This window comes from Arenibacter certesii DSM 19833 (assembly GCF_000429545.1).
In the GTDB taxonomy this organism is placed as follows: domain Bacteria; phylum Bacteroidota; class Bacteroidia; order Flavobacteriales; family Flavobacteriaceae; genus Arenibacter; species Arenibacter certesii.
Window position 1 is genome coordinate 1 of sequence record NZ_AUCB01000020.1, and the last position, 18,404, is coordinate 18,404.

The 18,404-nt window shown below is 37.6% G+C and carries 12 protein-coding genes; 7 read left to right on the forward strand and 5 right to left on the reverse strand.

Translation table 11 applies throughout. The features are described from left to right. Positions 1-460: 460 nt before the first annotated feature. Together G466_RS0111480 and G466_RS0111485 are read right to left on the reverse strand one after the other, a co-directional pair. Positions 461-2,251 (reverse strand): TonB-dependent receptor domain-containing protein, encoded by a 1,791-nt coding sequence (locus G466_RS0111480; RefSeq protein WP_229797194.1) that lies wholly within the window; start codon positions 2,249-2,251, stop codon positions 461-463. Continuing rightward, positions 2,241-5,264: a tetratricopeptide repeat protein gene (locus G466_RS0111485; protein WP_026813799.1), complete on the reverse strand. Its 3,024-nt coding sequence runs from the start codon at positions 5,262-5,264 to the stop codon at positions 2,241-2,243. Before G466_RS0111485 ends, G466_RS0111480 begins: the two co-directional genes overlap by 11 nt. 146 nt (positions 5,265-5,410) lie before the next feature. On the opposite strand from G466_RS0111485, the gene G466_RS0111490 reads away from it, so the two are divergent. The 4 genes from G466_RS0111490 to G466_RS0111505 all read left to right on the forward strand — a co-directional run bounded on the left by G466_RS0111490 (position 5,411) and on the right by G466_RS0111505 (position 9,427). Beyond that, positions 5,411-6,094 (forward strand): cell division ATP-binding protein FtsE, encoded by a 684-nt coding sequence (locus G466_RS0111490; RefSeq protein ID WP_026813800.1) that lies wholly within the window; start codon positions 5,411-5,413, stop codon positions 6,092-6,094. 570 nt (positions 6,095-6,664) lie between these two features. Beyond that, positions 6,665-7,381 carry a hypothetical protein gene (locus G466_RS0111495; protein WP_026813801.1) on the forward strand — a complete coding sequence of 239 codons (717 nt, stop codon included), beginning with the start codon at positions 6,665-6,667 and terminating at the stop codon, positions 7,379-7,381. 250 nt (positions 7,382-7,631) lie between these two features. Continuing rightward, on the forward strand, positions 7,632-8,669 hold the full coding sequence (locus G466_RS0111500; protein WP_026813802.1) for a sensor histidine kinase: 1,038 nt from the start codon (positions 7,632-7,634) through the stop codon (positions 8,667-8,669). Further along, complete coding sequence (locus G466_RS0111505; RefSeq protein ID WP_026813803.1) at positions 8,666-9,427, forward strand: LytR/AlgR family response regulator transcription factor; 762 nt, start codon at positions 8,666-8,668, stop codon at positions 9,425-9,427. The genes G466_RS0111500 and G466_RS0111505 overlap by 4 nt, the downstream gene beginning before the upstream one ends. A 200-nt stretch (positions 9,428-9,627) precedes the next feature. On the opposite strand, the gene G466_RS21860 is transcribed toward G466_RS0111505, so the two are convergent. Continuing rightward, positions 9,628-12,666, reverse strand: coding sequence for a ThuA domain-containing protein (locus G466_RS21860; RefSeq protein WP_084418811.1), 3,039 nt, complete (start codon positions 12,664-12,666; stop codon positions 9,628-9,630). Positions 12,667-13,028: 362 nt separating this feature from the next. Between G466_RS21860 and G466_RS0111520 the strand changes: the two genes are divergently transcribed. Next, the gene (locus tag G466_RS0111520; RefSeq protein ID WP_026813804.1) at positions 13,029-13,844 is read left to right on the forward strand and encodes an NUDIX hydrolase; all 816 of its coding nucleotides are present in this window, start codon (positions 13,029-13,031) and stop codon (positions 13,842-13,844) included. Between the two features lie 67 nt (positions 13,845-13,911). Beyond that, positions 13,912-14,649, forward strand: coding sequence for a polyphosphate--glucose phosphotransferase (gene ppgK / locus G466_RS0111525; RefSeq protein ID WP_026813805.1), 738 nt, complete (start codon positions 13,912-13,914; stop codon positions 14,647-14,649). Between the two features lie 105 nt (positions 14,650-14,754). Here ppgK and typA read toward each other — a convergent pair whose 3' ends face one another. Both typA and G466_RS0111535 read right to left on the reverse strand, forming a co-directional pair. Next, the gene (typA, locus tag G466_RS0111530; RefSeq protein ID WP_026813806.1) at positions 14,755-16,554 is read right to left on the reverse strand and encodes a translational GTPase TypA; all 1,800 of its coding nucleotides are present in this window, start codon (positions 16,552-16,554) and stop codon (positions 14,755-14,757) included. A gap of 230 nt (positions 16,555-16,784) precedes the next feature. Beyond that, on the reverse strand, positions 16,785-17,279 hold the full coding sequence (locus G466_RS0111535; RefSeq protein WP_026813807.1) for a DinB family protein: 495 nt from the start codon (positions 17,277-17,279) through the stop codon (positions 16,785-16,787). Positions 17,280-17,565: 286 nt separating this feature from the next. On the opposite strand from G466_RS0111535, the gene kdsA reads away from it, so the two are divergent. After that, a complete protein-coding gene (gene kdsA / locus G466_RS0111540) occupies positions 17,566-18,387 on the forward strand; it encodes a 3-deoxy-8-phosphooctulonate synthase (RefSeq protein WP_026813808.1) in 822 nt (273 codons plus the stop codon). The last annotated feature ends 17 nt before the right edge of the window (positions 18,388-18,404 follow it).

An 18,404-nucleotide genomic window follows, 5' to 3' on the forward strand; every position in this document is an offset into this window, starting at 1 on the left:
TGTCGGCCATGGCGCTGGAAAAAGCGGCATAGGGACTAGCGATCCGAAACTTCGATGGGAAAGGTATGCCAGAACCTCACTAAAACGACCAAAAAGCCCTCTTAAACCGGACGAAAATCCACTTCGAAAATAAACCATAAAAAAAATCCCGGAAACATCGATGTTCCAGGATTCGTTCTGTCCAGTTTTTAGTGAAAATCGGCCTACTCCCGAATATCCCTATATAGGTTTCCTGGTTTAGAACCGAAGAAGCTTAAAATACAAATCCACGCTGTTTCTTTAACCCAGCGCCCAGCGATATGGATGCCATCGTAAAAATAGAAAAGAGACCTAATAATCTATTTGAGGCTTGACTACATCCTGACCAATAAAACAAAAGGGCGTATATGGAATTCACCACATACGCCTTCTTATTATTTACTTATAAGGAAACAACCCCTTATCTATATAAAGATTTGGGTTATAGGTCAAACTTGTAGGTAGCACCCGCCATAACCTGCAAGCCCTGTACCTTAAAGTTGTTCCACCTCATATAATTTTCATTCGCAATATTATTGACCTTAGCAAATACAGATAATTGCTGGTTCAATCGATACCCTACATGGGCATTTGCATCAAAATAACTTTTTAAGGTTATTGGTGTCATCGTAAAATCTGCGGGCGAAGCACCTGGTGTAGCTACAGAATAGACATCATCCCTTTCTCCTACAAAAAATAAGTTAGCTCCCATATACCACTGCTCTCCAATCTGATAATCCATAAACAAAGAGCTAGTGAAACTAGGAAGGTTCCAAGCGGGATTTCCAGTTTCCGTATCATAATCAAAAGCTTCGGCATTAATACCAATACTAAAGTTACGATTAATATCCACGTTTAATTCCCCAAATATCCCTAAGGTTCTCACATCATCATAAAAGACCTGAAAGCTATTTCCATAATAATAACCTTTCTTATCGTTCCTAGAAGTATTCTCTGGATTTAGCATAAACAATGGCTTTCTGTTTTCGGCAGTATAAGACCCCTTTATATTATAGCTAAGGTTGGACAACAATTGCCCTTTCATACCAATATACCCGTCATACTGTTGATCTGTAGGCTGAATTTCCAAGGTTGGGGAAACATAGGGATTCTCTTCTACATACCCGTAAAAAGAATTCTGATTAAGTCCCCCTTCAATTCCTCCATAAACAATGGCCAAATCATCTAGCAACCTATAGGATCCTGTAATTTTAGGATACACATAAAAATTATTGCCATTATTTTCCATATCCATTCCGTAAACAAAGTTCGCTCCTAAATTAAGGGTAATATCGTCCTTTATTATTTCGATATTTGGATTTACACCGAGCTGCAAAAAGGCGTATTTTGTTTCGGGGTCTTTAGTGTCATTGCTTACTGGGGCATTTTTAAAAACACCTCCCAGATAGTCAATTTCTGTTTTTACGGTCAGTAGTTCATCTCCTATTGGCGCTTCAAAAACCGGCTTTAAAACCGCCCTATTTTCACCTGAATTTGTAGCGTCCCAGAAACGTCTAAATAGTAGATTTGCTCCTTTAAAGAAGGAATCCTCTAATCTAATATGAGCTCCTGCATGAACATTAAAATAGTTTTGTTTTTCATCGATACCGTTTACCAACTCCTCGGTATAATATCCATTTGGAATACCATACCAATTGTACATTTGATGTTGGAAACCCATATTGGCACCCCAACTTAGATATCTATCGTATTTGGAATAATTAGCATCCAATTTAGAATTGTAATACAGATTATCCAGAGCGGAAGTAGGTATATCTCCTCTTGAAGAATGATGATTTAATGAAATATCTAACCTTTCATCTCTGTTTAATGCCCTACTGGTATAAAAATCTAACAACGCATTGTTATAATTCCCAAGTCCAATGGAAGCCGAAGAATTAAAAAGCTTTGGTGCTGGTGTTTTCTTTATCCCAGAAGCCTTTCCCTTAGCTGGGGTAAATGTGGAAGCTACTGGTACAGAAAAGATGCTATATGAAATTGGCTTCTTCTGTAGAACAATAGAATCGTTCAACGTAGGGACCGATTTAATCTTGAAAGCATCGGAAATAGATGGGGCATATGCCTTTACTACAGTAACTGTCTCTGTCCCAATATCTTTTTTATCTTCATCCTGTGCTTGAATGGTCTGGAACAAACCAACCATTACAAAAAGGCTTAATTTTATATAATTGTGCATATAATGTTCTTTTTGCTGGGATTTTCTAGTTCCCATTGGAGTTAATTGAGGAATTACTTTGAGCTTCTTTTGCTTTAATAATGGCCGACTCCCTTTTAGCTTCTTCTACTATTGAAGGATAGTCTCCAAAGTTTGCGATTACACTATCTAAAATATAGGTAGCCTGAAAAGCATCTCCCAAGGCATAGAAATTCTTGGCCATTACAATCAATCCTTTAGCACTCCATTCTTTATAACCTGGATAATCTTTCGCCAATTTTTGAACCGAGGCGTTGGAAGCTTCATACTTTTGGTCCTTATTCTTAAAATAGGCATCATAGTAATATGCCTCTGCTGCCAATTCGCCAGTAGCAATTTTTAGCACTTCGGAATAGGCTGTTTTGGCCCTACCTTCATTATTAGTCTTAATAGCCGATCTAGCGATCATTATATGGGCATCACTCTTAATTCGGTCATCAATTTTAGAAGTAGCCAATACTTTCCCGGCATAGTCCATGGTCTTATTATAATTGGATTGCTCGTAATACCCTTTCATAAGGTTAGAACGTGCATAGGTAACATTTTGTTGAATCTGCGCAGTAGCTTCAAGTTTCTCCAAATAGGGAATTGCAGTAACATAATCGTTATTACTCACATATATCTCACATACTCTGGTAAGCGCCTGTTCTGCATATTCATTTTTACCTTTCTCTGCTACATTCTTAAAATAGGGCAGAGCCTTGTCTTTTTGGCCTTTCCCAAAATAAAGTTGCGCGAGGTTAAAATTGGCCTTCAGGGAATTTAACCCATTAGGGAATTGCTTTATGTAACCCTCATATCCTTTTATAGCGGCATCTATTTTACCTTCTAGTTGCTGCTTGTCTGCCGACTCGAAAGTAGCGTTATCCAATTCTGCATCTGTTACCTCTACAAAGTCTAGACCGTCTACCCACTGGGCATATTCGTTTACCCGTCCAAGGTCCACGTAGATTAATTTGGCTGTGGTTACTGCTTGTAATGCTTCCTGGGAATTAGGATAATCCCGTACCACAGTCTTGAATTTCGCTAAGGCCTGCTCGCCCCTATTAGCATTGTAATGTACCAATCCCTGTCTCATTAGGGCTTGTGGCACCAAGGAACTTCCACTATATTCCCTTATCATTTGGTCATATAATTGTAATCCTTTATCCGTATTATTAGATCGCACATAAGAATTTGCTAGTTCAAATAGCACATCATCCTTTAGTGTAGATTTAGGGTACTTGGAAACGAAATTGGTGAGCTCTTCTATTTTAGTAGCATTCCTATCCACAAATCCGTAACTCAATGCTTTTTGATAGGCAGCATAATCCTGTTCTGGAATATTTCTGGCAATAGCCTTATTATAGGTCTCGATCGCCGGCCAGTATTTACTGCTAACAAAATAACTATCTCCCAATCTCAAGTAGGCATCGTTTAATTTCTCTGCATCCTTTCCATTGGCCTCCACATAGTTATTGAAGGCGCTAATAGCCCCTGCATAATTCCTAAGCTTAAAATAAGCATAGGCAAGATTATATTCCACATCCTTATATTCTGGAGTCGATTTTGAAGCGGGGTTTTGTTTAAAGGCCAAATACCCTGCTACTGCATCATCAAATCGGTTGATAGCAAAATCAGATTCCGCTTTCCAGTAATTTGCTCTAGCCTTAAACACCTGATCTTCCGCACTATCCAAAGATTTCTTAAAGGCTTGTGAAGCGCCTTCATAATTGGTTTCCAAAAATAATTCCACCCCTCTATAAAAGGCTACTTTCTGATAAGTAGCTTTACTAGCAAAATTTTTATTGGTTTCCATAAGCAACATAGCCCCCTCAAAATTCTTTGAGGTAATGTAGGAATCTACCAATAGATCTTGAATCTCCTCCTTATATTTATCGTTGGGATATTTTTGCAAATAGGTGGTCAGTACTTTTGGTACTGGCTCATAAGCATTTCCTACTTCGTAACTTAGTCGAGCGTAATTTAGGTAGGCGTCTTTCTGGATCTCTAGATTAAAATCCATTTGGGAAGCATTTCTAAAAGCGTTCAGGGCTTCCTGTTTCTTATCTAACTTAAGATAACATTCCGCCAAATGGTAATACGCATTTTGGGAAACATCATTATTACCATCAATAATCCTATTGAATTGCTGTACCGCATTGGCATAATCCCCTTGCTTGTAATAGGAATAGCCTAGCAAATAATAATCTGTATTATTCCATTTCCCTCTTTTCCCCTTGTATTCGGTTAAATAAGGAATAGCGTTATCATATTGATTTAGGTTGAAGTAACTTTCCCCAATAATTTTATTGAGTTCTGATATTTCGGTCCTGTCCGATTTTGGTAATTGCGCCTTGGCCAAAGATATAGCCTCTTCAAACCTACCTAGCTTAAAGTTCATATCCGCCTGATAATAGGTTAACTTTTTATCAATTAGATCTTGATCGGTAATTTGATCGAATTTTTGATTAGCCCCTACATAATCATCTTGTTGGTAAGCGATATATCCCAAATAATACTTTGCTTGGGAACCATAGGTGCGTGAAGTAGTCACTTTTTCCAGGTATCTTTCTGCCTCTTTAGGTTTATTTGAGGAAAATAACGCATACCCATTGTTAAAATTAAAACGCTCCTTATCCTGACGCGATAGTGCATTCTGGTCTACCTTGGCATACCATTTTAAGGCATAAGGATATTTTCCTGTTTCAAAATAATAATCTGCTACATCAATATAGGCAGAATTTCGTTTGGTAGAGGTAGGGTAGTTTTCTACAAAATCCTCCATCAACCTATCCGCGCCCAATTGATTTAAGCGAATAGCGGCGTTGGCCGCATAATAAGCGCTATTGGCCTGCGTTTCCACATTCTTGGCATTGCGCTGTACCGATTCAAAAATTGTCTGTGCTGCTTGATACTGCTTATTATTATACAATGCCAAAGCCTCTTGATATTCCTTTTGGTCATGCGTATAAATCTTAGACTCCTGCGAGATACCATAAAATAAGGACCCAGCGAAGCATAGTAGTACAGCGGTTTTTTTTCTTAGCATAATGTTCTCTAATAGTTAAGAGTTACCGTTCTTCAATAGATAACGATAAATATCGTTCACAAGTATATGATAAAGAAAAACATTTTTCAAGTTGTTTAGACCTTATTCCAAAGTAACTTATTACTTTTATGTCAACATTTATAACTATGGGCGAGAGTATATTGAAGTTGAAGGACGTAGCGGTATTTCAGGCAGAAAATTTAGTGTTAAACGACATAAGTCTTGAAATAAAAAAAGGCGAATTTGTATATCTTATAGGCAAGACCGGTAGCGGTAAAAGTAGTTTCATGAAAATGCTCTACGGAGACCTTCCTTTAAAGCAAGGTGATGGAACTATTGTAGATTTTGACCTAAAGACCCTAAGAGAACGGGACATCCCCTATCTAAGGCGAAAATTAGGGGTAGTTTTCCAAGATTTTAAGTTATTGCCAGATCGTAATATTAACAATAACCTATTATTTGTGCTGAAGGCTACTGGCTGGAAAGACAAAAGCAAAATGGACGCCAAGATTGAAGAAGTCTTAGGAAAGGTGGATATGAAGACCAAAGGTTTTAAATTTCCGCACGAATTATCTGGGGGAGAACAGCAACGAATTGCTATTGCACGCGCCCTATTAAACGATCCAGAGCTTATATTGGCCGACGAACCCACAGGAAACCTAGATCCACAGACCAGTGTGGAAGTGATGAAGGTACTTCAGGATATAAACAAAACGGGAAGAACTATTTTAATGGCTACCCATGATTATGCCTTGATATTAAAATATCCATCCAAGACCCTGAAATGCGATGGCAATAAAGTGTTTGAAGTGATCCAACGGGCGGTTTAATTCCTTAGCCTACTTATCACTAACAAAACTCAAAACCTAGAATTATAGACTGCATGCCAAGGAAGCTTTATGGCAAATCCGGTAATGCAGCTATAGAAAAGCGTAAAAGGTAAATACCTTATATAAGTGAACTTATTCACTAAAAGCGCGTATTTTTTAATTATGAAAAATTAGAAAAAATTCCCCAATTGCAATTTTACACCGAAAAGCTAACCCCATTTACAACTCACCTGAGTTAGCATATTATAAGAGTTGCCTTTTATTATATAGGATTTAACTACTTGCCATCAATAAAATTTACCACCTAATTTAAGCCCAATTTTAGAGCAAACCACCCCGACCAAGAAAATGGGAAACCCGGTTAAAAGCATCCCCACAACTGCCTGAGCAACAAAGCCCTATACACCTCAACCTCCCCCTACTACGTTTCACTTGCCATTTTATACACTTCACCCAATTACCTCCAAAAGCAGCAATATATGAGGCTATATTTGTACTTCGAATAATAAAGTAAACCTAGTCAGAGTGCAAACCAAATCTTTAAAGTACACAAACAAAATTATAAATCACATGAAAAAACTAAGTATATTAATTGGAATGGTGATGGTTTCTACCACACTACTTTCCTTTAGCGACAAAAATGAATGTATAATATCTATGGATGACAATGGAGAATTCTTCACTTTATCTGAAGTTTCCTGTCTTTTTGAAGATGTATTGTCGGATGATCAACAGGCTGGGAATTTAAGTCTAGAAGAAATTAAGGTAGTTGAACCGAACGAAGAAGAAGAAATTATCCTTGATTTCAATACCGCAGCATACCTGCCAATTGGCTTTAACGCATATACACCTATAAAGCTAAACCTAGACAATATTGTTGTAGAAGAAATGGAAGAAGAAATTACCCTAGATTTCAACACTGCAGAATACCTGCCAATAGGTTTTAACGCCTATGCAGGAATGAAGCTAAACTTAGATGATATTGTTTTAGAAGAGGTTGAAGAAGAAATTGTTCTAGATTTCAATACTGCAGAATACCTGCCAATAGGTTTTAATGCCTATGCAGGAAAACAGCTAAACTTAAATGATATAGTTTTAGTAGAAATAGAAGAAGAAATTGTTCTAGATTTCAATACTGCCGAATACTTGCCCATAGGTTTTAACGCTTATGCAGGTAAAGCGCTAGACCTCAACGATATTAAAGTGGAAGAAGTGGAAGAAGAAATTGAACTTGGCAAAGACCTGCGCAATTACCTACCCAAAGGGTTTAACGTATTTGCCAAGTAAGGAATTAGTTTTAGAGGTTAGTTGGTTAATTAGTTAGATAGGTCTTTAGCAAATGCAAAGGACCTATTGTTTTTAAACCCACTTGAGAAGTAGCGTTGTGACATACACCAACTAAATTATATACTATAATATTCCAATAAGAGACGCTCCTTGCAATCAATCAACAGCATATATCCACTAAAAATAGACAGAAACAATCAATTCCAGTTTTTTGAATTAATTAGGTATCTTTAAAAATTAGAATGTAAAAATGCAGCGCGTAAAAAAGGTTAAACTACAAGAAATTTTAAAAATAGCGGTACTAATAGCTGTATTGGTAACACTTCCTTTAACTTTAAGCCTGTTTAAATCGGTTTGGTTTACGGATGAGCTTTTCCTCAAGGATCTTATTAACGACTTTATATTAAAACTGCTATTTTTCTTCCTGTTTTCTTGGATCACATTGCAATTTAATACCATTTGGATCTATAAAATTCCAAAAGAAAGCAAGTTTATTGATCTTGGACTCCGTTTTATTGGAAACTTAATCCTTCTGGTCGCTACAACCACACTCTTCAGTAAATTAAATCCATATTTCGTGGATAAGGTCATCTCTGAAAGGGAAGCTGGATTTGTGAACTCTATTTTTATTGTAGTGCACATAATTATTTTATTTATATCTAGAATTCTACGCCTACAAATTATACAACGCGAGAGTGTTTTGGAAAACGAATATCTAAAACAGCAGAACCTGGAAAACGAACTTACCGCTTTAAAGAATCAGATAAATCCGCATTTTCTATTTAACTCTTTAAATTCGCTCAATTATCTTATTCGCGATAATAAGGAGGCCACACAATTTGTAAAGAAGCTTTCCTTTATGTACCGATATATATTACAGAGCGGGGATCGTAACTTAGTATTATTAAAGGAAGAACTTAAATTCTTGGAAAGTTATACCTATTTAATAAAAACACGGTATCGCAACCGTTTTTTAATTGAGATAAACATAGATGATACTTACCTGGAACGAAGAATTCCACCTTTAGCGCTACAGTTATTGGTAGAGAACGCCGTAAAACACAACGAGATTTCAGAGACCAATCCATTAAAGGTCATCATCTATTCGGATAACGATTCGCTTTATGTAGAAAATAAAATTAGAGCAAGGTCCTCGTTGGCAGAAGGGACGGGTAGCGGACTTCTTAATTTGTACAAGCGATATTATATGATTAGGAAACAAAAAATAGTAATTGACAGAAATAATGAATTTTTCCGTGTTAAACTCCCATTGAATAAAATGTCATGAAAGTTGTAATAGTAGAAGACGAAGTTGCGGCAAGTGAGAACCTTGCCTTTATGCTTAAAAATATAGATGACTCCATTGAGATTTTGACCGTTCTGGATTCGGTTAAAGCATCTATCGCATATTTTTCCAAAAACCATGAGGCTGAACTTATTTTTATGGATATCCACTTGGCAGATGGGCTCTCTTTTGAAATATTTGACTCTGTTAAAATTGAGTCGCCTGTTATATTCACTACAGCTTATGATCAGTACGCGCTACAGGCGTTTAAAGTAAATAGTATAGATTACTTATTAAAGCCAATAGATGAAGACGAGCTGGCTGAGAGCTTAGATCAGTATAAGGGGCAGTTTAAAGACAAGGGCCTCTATACTGATCAAGTTAAAGGATTATTAAACCTTATCAGTACAAAAAAAAACACCTATAAATCCATGTATTTGGTCCACCATAGAGACCAATTAGTTCCTGTAAAGACTGAAAACATAGCCTACCTATACATTGAGACCGGCACTGTTAAAGCCGTGACCGATGATAAGCAGACCTATATCATGGAACAAAATTTAGAGGATATGGAAAATGATCTTGATCCATCTATTTTCTTTAGGATAAATCGACAGTTCATAGTAAAAAAAGACGCAATAGAGGGCATAAAACAGTATTTTAATGGGAAGCTTATCGTTGGGGTTACCCCTCCCTCTCCAGAAAGGATTGTAGTGAGTAGAGCAAAAGCGCCAGAGTTTAAAAACTGGATGAGTCAATAAAATACTGGCAATATTTAAACTAATAGCAACCGGCCCAATAGATGTTTAAACATTTATTGGGCCGGCATTATTTAAATAGAGATTTATAATATATACTTAATAAACTACATTACATGCTAGACTTCCAATCCAGTGAAACATACAGCTATAACAATCAACTTACAGTAAAAAAAAACTCAGCTATCTTTTGATTACTAGTTTTAATTTTGCGTGGTATCGAAGGTGTCTGAATCACTCTTCAACATAACCGATTTAGTACCTGTAAGCGGTTTAACGTTATTCTCTCCCTGGTCTGTATAGGAAGCCGAGATAACCATAACCTTCCCACTATCCCCTTTTGAAGGAACTATAGTACCAGCAGCAGGCAGGGATTTTTGTACGAGACCGGTATCCGCCAAAGACTGGATATAGGCAGTGATTTGCCTAGCCTCATCCTGAGTCATTTTAGGGTGTGCCGGCATGGTTACCTCTCCCCAAACACCGCTACCACCTGAAATTATTTTCCCTTGTAAATAGGTTGCTGCATTTTTATCATTCTTGTATTTCCTTGCAATCTGATCATAGCTAGGGCCTATAGACTTCTCTAATTCCTTATGACACGTTCTACAATCCATGGCCTGGGTAAGTGACTTACCGGTAACCGCCGCTGAAACCTCTTGATGCCCAAGCGAAAGGGACGCTTCATCCAGACTCTCCAAATAATCCACGGAAACAAAAATGTTCTCTTCTAAAATCTGTGAACCATCTGGATCACTCACGATAACATTATAATTTACCGGCTCACCCACTGTGAAGAAAGAAGTATTTCCTCCGCTTAGGTCTATTGATACCTCCGGTCTAGAATTCCCCGCCACTATGGATACAGAGTTGCTTTTTGCAGATGCTCCTTTATCATCTTTTACTTCTACGGAAATAAAATAATCTCCCCCCTCCTCATAAGCATAAGCAATTTCAGGCTTAGTAGTTTCCTTGGTTTCTCCATTACCAAGATCCCACATATAGGTCAATTTATCATTCTCGCGATCCGTAGCAGTCACTTTTGCCACGACATTTAATGGCAATTTTCCTGAAGTTTTATCTACCGTCATGCCTTCTACCAAGGGAGGGCGGTTACCGCCGTTATAGTCGATATAGCTTAAGGCCGAGTCATCATTTTTTGAAAACCAACCGCTTCCGTATTCTAAGAGATAGATTCTTCCATCTGGCGCCACTTCCATATCTATAAGGTTATTAAGCTTAATCTGATCGGCAAAAGGTTCCATTTTATTAAATTCTCCATTCGGGAACAGACTTACAGCCTTCATCCAACCTCGTATCCAGTCGTACACAAGAACCTTACCGTCATAATAATCGGGCAATGCCTTTTCTCCATTATAGATATCCTTGTAGTAGACAGGTCCGGCCATGGCATTCCTTCCTCCGGTACCCACTTGCGGGAATTCCTGTGATTCTACATAAGGATAATATACAAAGGCCGACATTGCTTTAGGCAATTCCCTAATTCCTGTGTTGTTTTTAGAATTATTGATAGGCTTTTCGGGATCAAATGCTTCCCCGCTTTCACCCGTGGCATAATCGTAGCTTCGGTACGGCTTATTATCTGCAATAAAAAATGGCCAACCAAAATTTCCAGCTTCTTTTGCTTGATTTAATTCGTCATACCCTCTTGGCCCTCTAGTCTGTAAACTGTCTACACGAGCATCGGGACCTACATCACCCCAGTAGACATAACCATTTTTAGGATCCACAGAAATTCTATATGGATTTCTATGACCCATTGTATAAATTTCTGGACGAGTTTTTGGAGTCCCCTCAGGAAACAAGTTGCCTTCCGGTATACTATAAGATCCGTCCTCATTTACTTTTATACGTAATATCTTACCACGTAAGTCATTGGTATTACCCGAGGATCGTTGGGCATCGTATTGCTCACGACCGGGGATATCGTTCAATGGGGCATAGCCTCTATTGACATATTTAACGCCCTTTTCATTAAAAGGAGTACTATTATCACCCGTGGATAGATATAATAGATTGTCGGGGCCAAAAGCGATGGAACCTCCAGTATGACAGCAAATTTCTCTTTGACTTTCTAATTCTAGTATAATCTGTTCAGAATCCATCTGCAGCATATCGTCCTCAAACTTAAATCGCGACAATCTATTTACCCAATCATCCCCGGAAGGGCTATAAAAAAGATAGACCCAACGATTGTTGGCAAAATCGGGGTCTTTTTGTATCCCCATCAATCCTTCTTCGGCATTTACACCTGGCGTCTCCAATGTTTTGTGGTATACATCCAAAAAGCCTACCTGATTAACTTCACCCGTTTCATGCTTGTACAACACAATCTCTCCTCTTCTTTGTGCTATAAGCACGTCCATATTGGGAAGTATGGTCATTTCTGTAGGTTCAAAGAAATCACCTACCTTCAAAGGCACCTTGGTAAATCGGTCTGAATCTGGTGGAATCTGAGAAGTGACTTTCTCATAACGAAGGTTTTCATTGTTCCCAATCGCATATTTAATTCCGCCTAAAAGATGTTTTAAAAACAAGTCTTCTGAAAAACTTTCCTCTGTATGCCCCAAAGCAGTATAAAACGCCCTTCCCCCATCATATTCATGATACCAACTCATAGGGTGAAAATCACCATTCTCACCACCTTCATAGGAATTCTCGTCTACCGTCATTACTACATTGACATCCGAATTAATTTTCTTGAAATTGTACAGTTCATCAGAGCGTTTCCAAATAGTATCCTGAAACATATCGGTAGCCATGAATGTGGGATCTTTAATAATAAAATCGGCTTGTGGAGTTCCTGGGGGATGACTCTGGAAATAGGCTCCTACCAATTTTCCATACCAGTTCCAGTCGTACTCCGCATCAGTAGCTGCATGTACGCCCACAAAACCACCACCGGCCTGAATATATCTCTCAAATGCAGCCTCCTGCTTTGCATCCAAAATATTTCCCGTAGTACTTAGGAAGATTATAGCAGCGTATTTTTTAAGTTCTTCATCAGTAAATAAGTCCGCATTCTTGGTAGTATCTACCACAAATTGATTTTCCTTCCCCAGTTTTTGAATTGCGGCAATTCCCGCAGGAATAGAAGCATGCTTATACCCCATGGTTTTTGAGAATACCAAAATTCGGGGTGCTCCTTCTCGTTTATTACTGTCACACCCCATAACTAAAATCATGGAAATAGATAGAAGTAATAGAAAATAGTTTTTCATTTATAAGTTTTTAAAGGTGATTGTTTGGATGGTTGAATCCATTATTAAGTTTTGTAGTAGATATAGTATCTTAACTGAAAATTGATTAGGAACATCGCCTTTAATTAACAGTAAATACCATATAAATTTATGAAATCTTCCAAATATAATATTAATTTCAATTTATTGAACTCCATGCCGGCTTATTTTAAAAATCCTAGTCTGGATACCACTAAGATTGCTTAGCCTATTTTTAGGAAAAAGCTCCTCATTATTAATCGGGTAGATTTTGAAACAACTATTAAATAAATAGAAAAACTCCTAAAATACCTTAATAACCAATAAAACTCACAACATAACCAACCTATAATTTTTCACATAAGATGATCATAAAAAAACAAGTTTATACCGCTGATAAGCGCGTTAATCCCTTGATAGGAATTATATTATTTTTCATATCAATCATACTATTTGTAATAACAGTACCCCTAGGTTTTGTGTATGGACTATTCCATTCCATATACAAAAAAGGAATAGTAGGCATTGGAGAGTATTCATTAAAAATGGCGGTATCAATAGATCAGCTAGGCAACGTTGTCATGCAGCATTTATTAAATGTAATCTGGATAAAAAAAGGTGGATACAAATTTGGCAATAGAGACGAAACCATTTCCAGTGTTTTAGGAAGGAATAATAAATTAAAGACACTGACCGCGGCGGGAAAATTTATAGATAATTTCCTTAACCTTATAGATAAAGATCACTCCTTAAACTCTATAGATTATTATGTAGAACCTACCCCAGAAATTTTAGATATGCTAAGCTGGATATGCATTGTAGACTTTAAGATACTTGTCCTTTTCCATAAAAACACAGGCACTTTTAGTCTTCCCGGAGGTTATAAGATAAAAGAAGAATCAGATGCCAAAGTGCTTCAAAGTTATATGAAAGAACTTTTAGGGATTAATTTAATAATCTCCAGTATTACGTACTTAGGCATATTTGAAGCACAGAGCGCTTTCCCCAGCCCTGTTATCTTAGATAGAAAAACCTGCTATACTACCGGATTTACAGGGATTATTTCTCCAAACCTTACACACCTAGAGGTTGGTTGGTTTAGTTATAGCGAAAAGGAGAAGTTAAGCGAAGTGGATAAACTGATATTCGACTATCTGAAAGAAAGGGAATATTTACACTAAGGACCAGACCAATTGTACTATAATTGGTTTTTTTTGTTACTTTGTCATAAATACTTTAAATAAATACATGGAAATCCTAGGAATAGATGTCGGTGGCTCAGGCATAAAAGGAGCTTTGGTGAATATGGAAACGGGTGAAATGATTTCGGAACGATTTAGAATCCCAACACCCAAATCACGAAAACCTAAGGCAATGGCAAAGGTGGTCGCAAAGATCGTTGCCCATTTCAACTATAAAGGTCCAGTAGGATGCGGTTTTCCAACAGTAATAAAGAATGGCGTTTGTAACACCCCTGGAAATCTGCACAAATCATGGAAAGGCGTAAAAGTGGATGAGCTTTTTAGTGAGGTAACGGGATTACCAGTAACTGTAGTAAACGATGCGGACGCTGCCGGTTATGCTGCTGTTAATTATGGCGTAGGACAAAACAAAGAAGGACTGGTGGTTATGATCACCATAGGAACCGGACTTGGTAGTGGGGCATTTTTAAATGGAAAACTGATTCCCAATTTTGAATTGGGCCAGATTCCCTATAAAAAATATGATAAAATAGAACTATGGGCAGCAGCTTCTGCCAAAGAAAGGGAGAATCTTAGTTACAAAAAATGGGGCAAGCGTTTTAATACTTTCTTGGAATATGTAGACCTTATTATCTCCCCAGACTTAATCATTTTAGGAGGAGGAACATCTAAGGATTGGGATGAATTTAAAGAATACATTACCATTCCAACTCCTGTAATCCCTTCTTTACTGCAAAACCACGCAGGAATTATAGGAGCGGCGGCAGCAGCTTATAAAAAGTAAAGCCAAACATATTGGAAGGTTATTAATGTGATAGCCCCTACAAAAGGAAACAAAAAAATCCCCAAAACACAGTTTTGGGGATTTTTACTTATCAAACCGGATCGATTATGCGATTTTATTTCGCTTACGATCGTTCTCAGTTAAATAAATCTTCCTTAAACGGATATGTTTTGGAGTAACCTCAACATACTCGTCTTTCTGTATATATTCCAAAGCCTCTTCCAATGAAAACTTAATTGCCGGAACAATTTTCGCTTTATCATCGGCACCTGAAGAACGTACGTTAGACATCTTCTTAGTTTTAGTAATATTAACGGTCATATCGTCCCCTCTAGAGTTTTCACCAATTACTTGGCCTTCGTAGATATCCTCACCTGGATCAACAAAAAACTTACCTCTATCCTGCAGTTTATCAATAGAATAAGGAATAGCTTTTCCAGTTTCCATAGAAACCAAGGATCCGTTTTGTCTTTGTGGAATTTCACCTTTCATGGGTTGGTATTCCAAAAAGCGGTGCGACATAATTGCCTCTCCAGCCGTTGCAGTCAGCAACTGGTTTCTAAGACCTATAATACCACGCGATGGAATTAAAAACTCACATACCATACGTGTACCTTTGGATTCCATACTGGTCATTTCACCTTTACGGATCGAAACCATTTCTACTGCTTTTCCTGAAACTTCTTCTGGAAGGTCTATAGTCAAGTGCTCAATAGGCTCACATTTAACCCCATCTATTTCTTTTATAATTACCTGAGGCTGACCGATTTGCAGCTCATATCCTTCTCGCCTCATGGTTTCTATCAATACAGAAAGGTGCAATACCCCACGTCCAAATACCAAAAACTTATCTGCACTATCGGTCGCGTTTACCCTTAAGGCCAAATTCTTTTCCAATTCTCGCTTTAAGCGTTCATTGATATGCCTAGACGTTACGAATTTACCATCCTTTCCAAAAAACGGACTATCGTTAATGGTAAACAACATACTCATTGTAGGCTCATCAATAGCAATCGTTTTCATTTGCTCTGGGTTATCGATATCGGCAACAGTATCACCAATTTCAAAACCTTCAATACCTACCAAAGCACATATATCTCCAGTAACTACTTCTTTAACCTTTAATCTGCCCATACCTTCAAAGGTATAGAGTTCTTTTATTTTGGACTTCACAATGGTACCATCCCTTTTAACCAACGATATTTGCTGTCCTTCTTTTAGAGTGCCTCTCTGAAGTCTTCCAATAGCAATTCTACCGGTAAAAGAAGAGAAATCCAAAGATGTGATCAACATTTGCGTATTTCCTTCCTTTGCTTCAAATGATGGGACATGCTCTATTACCATATCCAATAAAGGCTCTAAACTATCGGTCTGGTTTTTCCAGTCTGTACTCATCCAGTTATTCTTTGCAGAACCGTAAACAGTTGGAAAATCTAACTGCCACTCTTCTGCACCCAACTCGAACATAAGATCAAAAACTTTCTCATGTACTTCTTCCGGAGTACAGTTCTCCTTATCTACTTTATTGATAACCACACATGGCTTAAGACCTAAGTCTATTGCCTTTTGCAATACAAATCTTGTCTGTGGCATAGGCCCTTCAAAGGCATCCACTAAAAGAAGTACCCCATCGGCCATATTTAAAACACGTTCCACTTCACCACCAAAATCGGCGTGACCAGGAGTATCTATAATATTGATTTTGGTATCCTTGTATACAACGGAAACGTTTTTAGAGGTGATCGTAATCCCTCTTTCACGTTCAAGATCGTTGTTGTCTAATATTAAATCACCAGTGTTCGTGTTTTCACGAAACAATTGGCAATGGTGCATAATTTTGTCTACCAAGGTTGTTTTACCGTGGTCTACGTGAGCAATAATAGCTATGTTTTTTGTTGCTGCCATAAATAATTTTTATTTGCATTCAAGTAACTTAAATGCGGGTGCAAAGGTACGCATTTTTTTTATGCCGACTAGAAAAGGTTTATTTTTCTTATCTCTTTGATAATGAATATGTTTAAGAGGCTTTCAATAGTTATTTATGGACTAGGTATGCGTTTAGAAAACCTTTAAAAAAAATATTTCAAATAACTAATTGCCAGTTATTTAAATATTAAATAAGAGTTCATCACCGCTTACTGATGGTCGTCGGCAGAGGGACCATAACTTCCTGGCACAGGTATATCGTTGAGTCGGTAAAAAACACCTAATTGTGCCCTATGATGCGTAATTTGGTTAAAAGCATGTCGCAAAGCACCATATTTTGACCATTCTTGAAAGACTGTATCCCCTTGACGAATATCCCATTTCCCATCCAATTTCTCCAGGGTTAGATTTTTTAAGGTTGTCTTTCCTAAATTATAATCCGTTTCCAATTTCTTTTGCATTTCTGCTCGGGTACTCAATTGGGGCTGAGTATAAGGAGTTTCCGCAAAATCGAGATAATCCGTATTCATTATTATATCAGGCCAAGCAAAAATTTCAATGATATGCACCGTAAGTGTTTTCATATCCATGGATTTCTTATGGGGTTTCCATGAGTTTTTATCTTCAGGATAAAGGTCAATAAACTTTTTAGTTATTATATATTCGGATTCTAGTTCCTTCTGAAGCGCTTCAATACAATCCATAGTGTTTCTATTTGAGCATATATTAATTTCCCTGACCTAGACTTAAATTTACGAATTCCATTTAAATAACTGCTGTGATTTTTATTGTTTTTTGGTTTTATACAATAGGGTCCATTTCCTCAAAAGAATTTGGAGGTAGTTTAGGTACTTAAGCTCATAACATTCTTATTAACCTAGTAAAGCGTCATGAGTTACACAAAAAGAGATTCCCTATCCACTCCTAAATGTGTTTTTGATATTCCTCTGCATCTTTCAATTTCCTATCTTTGCAACAAAATAATAATTCATGGATTTAGCGTTAATACCACAACTCAAACACCATCAAAGCAATAATTTTTTTCTTCTATGCGGGCCTTGTGCCATTGAAGGAGAAGAAATGGCAATGCGTATTGCAGAGAAAGTAATGACCATTACGGACAAACTGAACATCCCCTATGTTTTTAAAGGAAGTTTTAAAAAAGCCAACCGTAGTAGGGTAGATTCCTTTACGGGGATAGGAGATGAGAAGGCGCTAAAAATACTAAGAAAAGTCTCCGAGACGTTTAAAGTACCTACCATTACCGACATCCATGAGATTTCCGATGCGACAATGGCTGCCGAATATGTTGACATTCTACAGATTCCAGCTTTTCTAGTGCGCCAGACCGATTTGGTAGCAGCAGCAGCTAATACCGGCAAGGTAATTAACCTGAAAAAAGGACAATTTATGAGTCCCGAAAGCATGAAACATGCAGTACAAAAGGTTTTGGACAGCAATAACGGACAAGTAATGGTTACCGATAGGGGAACCATGTTTGGATATCAGGATATGATCGTCGACTTCCGTGGTATACCTACCATGAAACAATTTGCTCCAGTAGTATTGGATGTAACTCACTCCCTTCAACAACCCAATCAATCCTCAGGAGTAACAGGGGGAAGACCGGATATGATAGAAACCATTTCCCGTGCCGGAATTGCTACAGGAGTTGATGGTATTTTTATGGAAACCCATTTTGATCCCGCCAACGCAAAAAGTGATGGCGCCAATATGTTGCATTTAGACCATTTAGAAAAATTATTGACTAATTTAACAGCTCTTAGAAAAACGGTCAATAGTCTCTCCTAATCCATCTAGTTATAATA